The following is a 3543-nucleotide window of genomic DNA, read 5'->3' on the forward strand; positions in this document are numbered from 1 at the left end:
CACGCGTCCGCGTGATTTCCCGCTCCCGTGAAACGGCCTCCGGCGCGCCCCGACTTCTTCGGTGGTGGCACGAGCGACACAGGCCCGGCGGGGAGGAACAGGGTGCGCGGTGTCGGGTAGTCGCACGGGGGTCGAGGACGCGGTCGGGGGCGGGGTCGGGGGCGGGGTCGAGGGCGGGGTCACCACGACGCCGCGGGGAGTCGGACCGCCTCGCCGGCGCACCGGGTACGTGGCGGGGCTGTTCCTGCTGCTGGTCCTGCTGCTCCTGGGCGTGGTCGTGGTGCTGATCGCGCAGGGTTCGATCGCCATCCCGATCGGGGAGGTGCTGGGCGCCCTCACCGGTCAGGGAGTCGCGTCCGAGGTCAACCGCACGATCGTGCTGGACGCGCGGCTGCCGAAGGTCGTGGCCGGGCTGCTGGCCGGGGCCGCGCTGGCGGTGGGCGGGGCCCAGATGCAGACCCTGTTCCGCAACCCGCTGGCCGACCCGTTCGTGCTCGGCGTCAGCTCCGGCGCGATCCTCGGCGCCGCGGTCGTCATCCTGGGTGCCGGCGGCGTCGGCTGGCTGTCGGGGCTGGGCGTGGTGAGCCAGCTCGGCGTCACCGGCGCCGCGGTCGCCGGCGCCGCCGGGGTGCTGCTGATCGCCCTGGGCATCGCCCGCCGCGTCGGCGACCCGGTCGTGGTGCTGGTCGTCGGCGTGATGCTCGGCTACCTGGCCGGCGCCCTGGTGGACGTGCTGGTCTACTACACCGACCCCGACCGGCTGCAGGCCCTGACGACCTTCACGCGCGGCTCGGTGCGCAACGTGACCTGGAACGAGTTGCGGGTCGTCGCCGCGTCCTGCGCCGTCGTGCTCGGGCTGTCGGTCTTCCTGGCCCAGCCGCTCAACGCCCTGCTGCTGGGCGACCGGTACGCGGGCAGCCTGGGCGTCAACGTCCTTCGGGTGCACTTCCTGTCCCTGGCGAGCGTGGCCGTGCTGTCGGGCGTCACCACGGCCTACTGCGGCGCCATCGGCTTCGTCGGCCTCGCCGCGCCCCACCTGGCCCGGGGGCTGCTGCGGACCGCCGACCACCGGCTGGTGCTGCCCGCGAGCGCCCTGATCGGGGCGGTGGTCGTGCTCGTGGCCGAGTACGTCGCCGGCGGCAACGGGCTGACCAGGACCTCGCTGCCGCTCAACTCCGTGACCGCGTTCGTCGGCGCGCCCGTGATCCTGTGGGTGCTGCTGTCCGGTCGGGCCAGGAGGCGGGCGCGATGACCACCGAACCCCGACCGGCCCTCCAGGCCGTGGCCGTGAACGCGGGCTATCCGCGCCGGCGCCGCCACCCGGCCGTCACCGTGCTGCGCGACGTGCACCTGGCCGCCCGGCCCGGCGAGCTGATCACCCTGATCGGCCCCAACGGCGCGGGCAAGTCCACCCTGCTGCGCACCCTGGTCGGGGCGCAGCCGCCGCTGGCGGGCCACGTCCTGCTCGACGGCCGCGACCTCGCCGACCTCTCGCCGCGACAGCGCGCCCGACGCCTCGCGGTCACCCTGACCGAACCGGTCGACGTGGGGCAGATGAGCGTCGAGTCGGTGGTCGCGCTGGGCCGGATCCCCCACCGGTCGTGGATCGGCCGGGAGGGCGCGCGGGACCGCGCGGCGGTGGACCGGGCCCTGGCCGACGCGGGGGTGGAGGAGTTGCGCGACCGCCCCCTGACCGACCTGTCCGACGGCGAGCGGCAGCGGGTGATGGTGGCCCGCGCCCTGGCCCAGGAGCCGGCGGTGCTGGTGCTGGACGAGCCCACCGCGTTCCTGGACGTGGCGCGGCGCATCGAGTTCGCGGCGATGCTGACCCGCCTCGCCGCGACCACCGGCGCGGCCGTCGTCCTGTCGACCCACGACCTGGGGTTCGCGCTGCGCCGCGCCGACCAGGTGTGGCTGGTCGACGGCGACGGCGCGGTGACCGCCGGCGCGCCCGAGGACCTCGCCTGCGGCGACGCGGTCACCCGTGCCTTCGCGGGGGAGGACATGTCCTTCGACGACGCGGCGGCCACGATCGTCGTCGCCGACGGCACCGCGCCCCGCGCCACCGCCCAGGTGATCGCCGAGGGCCGGCTGCGGCAGTGGGCGGAGCACGCCGTGCGGCGCGCCGGGTGGGCGCCCGCGACGACCCCCACCGACCACGTCCTGCGGGTCGAGCCCGGCACGCCGTGCCGCTGGACCGTCGACGGCGCGCGGGGCGTCGGCTTCGGCTCCCTCGTCACCCACCTGCGCGGCCTCGCCGTGCCGGTGCCCGAAGACGCGCGCACCGGCTGACCGCGTCGCCCCTCCGAACCCGTTACGGACACGCAGGAGAACACCACCGTGAAGGCACTCCTCTGCTCGGCCGCCGCCCTGCTCCTGGTCCTCGCCGGCTGCGGTGGGACGAGCCCCGGCGCGTCGAGCCGCCCGGAAGGCTGTGCCACGGAGCACGCCGAGGGCCGGGACCACTTCCCGGACAAGAGCACGGTCACCGAGTCCGAGCTGTGGGACATCGGCTACCACGGCTCCTACAAGACCATCACGCTCACCGACACCGAGAACACCGGCGGCCCCGAGCTGAAGTACGTGCTCTACCAGTGCGGCACGCCCCAACCCGAGGCCACCGGCGAACTGGAGGGTGCGCTGTTCGTGCAGGTGCCGGTCACTAACGTCTCGGTCACCTCGTTCAACGCCCTCGCCATGGTCGACCGCCTGGGCCGGAACGACACCGTCAAGGGCCTGAGCGGGCAACTGCTGGGCAACGCGGAGAAGGACGCCTGGTACGCCGGGGTGGCCGAGGCCGCGGGCAGACCCCTGTCCATCGGCGAGTACACCGACCTGGACGAGGAAGCCGTGCTCGGCCTGGGCAACCAGGTCGTGTTCATGTCCGGCTTCGGCAAGGGCTTCGACGACGTCGGCAACGCCCGAGCCGCCGGGATCCCCGGCGTCAGCGTCTCCAACCGGTTGGAGCGCCACGCCCTGGCCTCCGCGGAGTGGATCAAGATGATCGCCGCCTTCTACAACGCCGAAGCCACCGCCAACGCCCAGTTCGACACCATCAGGTCCAAGTACGACGGGATCGCCTCCACCGTCTCGGGCAAGATCGCCAACCGCGCGGCGGGCTACCTCTGCGTCGCCCCCGAACGCGGCTGCGAGTTCGTGCACGGCCACGGCGCCGAAACCCTGGTCGGCCGCCTGCTCACCGAACTCGGTGCGGACAACGTCTTCGCACCCGACAACCCCGCCCCCAACGGCCAGCCCTACGACTTCGAAAAAGCGATCGGCACCGCGTCCGACGCCGACTTCTTCATCGTCTACGACCCCGCGACGACGACCCGGGACGCCCTCCGGGCCGACCCGCGCCTGAACCGGTTCCGGCCTTTCGCGGAGGGGAACTTCATCGCCGGTGTGGACGAGAACTTCGAGGAGTGCCGCGCCAAGACCTACCTGGACGTCGACGTGCTCATCCGCGACTTCGCCATCGGCCTGGCGCCCGAGCTGTTCCCGGGCGAAGAGGGCACCTGCTTCGCCCGCCCCTCCTGATCC

At 73.7% G+C, this 3543-nt stretch carries 3 protein-coding genes; all 3 read left to right on the top strand.

The annotated features are described in order from the left end of the window. The first annotated feature begins 109 nt into the window (after positions 1–109). From ACFV4N_RS41490 to ACFV4N_RS41500, 3 genes are read left to right on the top strand one after another with little or no spacing between them, the layout of a single operon-like run. Positions 110–1252 carry a FecCD family ABC transporter permease gene (locus ACFV4N_RS41490; protein WP_499678180.1) on the top strand — a complete coding sequence of 381 codons (1143 nt, stop codon included), beginning with the start codon at positions 110–112 and terminating at the stop codon, positions 1250–1252. Further along, positions 1249–2292, top strand: a complete 1044-nt coding sequence (locus tag ACFV4N_RS41495; protein WP_499678181.1) for an ABC transporter ATP-binding protein — start codon at positions 1249–1251, stop codon at positions 2290–2292. The genes ACFV4N_RS41490 and ACFV4N_RS41495 overlap by 4 nt, the downstream gene beginning before the upstream one ends. Positions 2293–2340: 48 nt before the next feature. Further along, positions 2341–3540, top strand: a complete 1200-nt coding sequence (locus ACFV4N_RS41500) for an ABC transporter substrate-binding protein (RefSeq protein WP_499678182.1) — start codon at positions 2341–2343, stop codon at positions 3538–3540. Positions 3541–3543 lie beyond the last annotated feature (3 nt).

Source organism: Actinosynnema sp. NPDC059797, assembly GCF_042732085.1.
GTDB lineage: Bacteria > Actinomycetota > Actinomycetes > Mycobacteriales > Pseudonocardiaceae > Actinosynnema.

Bases quoted from the DNA above. Each gene is read 5' to 3' on its own strand.
- ACFV4N_RS41495 (WP_499678181.1), top strand. From the start codon at position 1,249: ATGACCACCGAACCCCGACCGGCCCTCCAGGCCGTGGCCGTGAACGCG.